The 1,081-nt window shown below is 33.7% G+C and carries 1 protein-coding gene; it reads right to left on the bottom strand.

The annotated features are described in order from the left end of the window. Positions 1-928, bottom strand: a 928-nt coding sequence (locus AC1DRF_RS29220) for a LacI family DNA-binding transcriptional regulator (RefSeq protein ID WP_477742471.1), incomplete at its 3' end; no start/stop codon positions are given. Positions 929-1,081 lie beyond the last annotated feature (153 nt).

Below are 1,081 nucleotides of genomic sequence, written 5' to 3'. Positions count from 1 at the left end.
CGTTAAATTCACCTTCAACTTCTTTTGTTAAAATCTCAATGGCTTTTTTAGCAATTGACTCAATTGGTTGACGTATAGTTGTTAATCCAGGTAGGAAAGCTTGACTGGTTTCTGTTCCATCATATCCTATGACTTTTAGTTCGGTCGGAATTTCTTTTCCCCTTTTTTGTGCCTCAACTATAACAGAAGCAGCAATTAAGTCATCACTTGCAAAGATACCATCTACCTCTGGATGCTCATCGAAAAGTTTACAAATTACCTCTTGCTGAATTTTACGATCAAATGTATTTGAAATTTCATACGTAATCGGTGTCTTCCCCTGTTCATTCATGATATATTCATATGCTTTTCTTCTTAAATTTGCTGGTGTTTCTAGTTTAATTGGTCCGTTAATATGGATAATATGCTTACAACCTTTAGAGATTAATAATTCTGTTGCTTGGATTCCTCCAGAATAATTATCAGAAGAAACTGTAGGTATCTTTTTCGATAAATAATGATCAATCGCTACAATGGGGAGAGTTTGGTTGTGATAATCTAGTATACCTCGGTTATATGTCACAGCTATTACACCGTCTACCTGATTTCGTATTAACATTTCCCAATATTTCTCTTCTTTATCTATACGATTTAAACTGTTACAAAGCAACACCTTATAATTGAGCGAAGCACAGATACTTTCAATATGCAAAACTAGCTCACCAAAAAATGGATTACTTGTCTGTGGTACGATGACTCCTATCAGATTTGTTCGTTTATTGAACAGAGAACGAGCAATATCATTGGGAAAGTAATTGACCTCTTTCATTGCTTTGTAGACATTTTTCTTTGTTTCATCACTTATATAACCGCGATTGTTTAATACGCGAGAAACAGTTGTTGGCGAAACACCTGCTATTTTTGCCACATCGCTAATTTTGGCTTTCATCCTATTTCCTCCTAATTTCTTAAGAACCATTTATTAGTATTATACTTAGATAAGTTGTAACAGTAAAATGCATTGAAATGAAAGAACTTATACTTAAATAGTTTTGCTTAATCATGTTAAACGTAAATCCGGTTACATCCATCCATATTAGGA

This window comes from Priestia sp. P5_B4 (assembly GCF_056400385.1).
The sequence above is the reverse complement of the archived record's forward strand: the minus strand, read 5'-3'. Positions and strand labels throughout refer to the sequence as shown.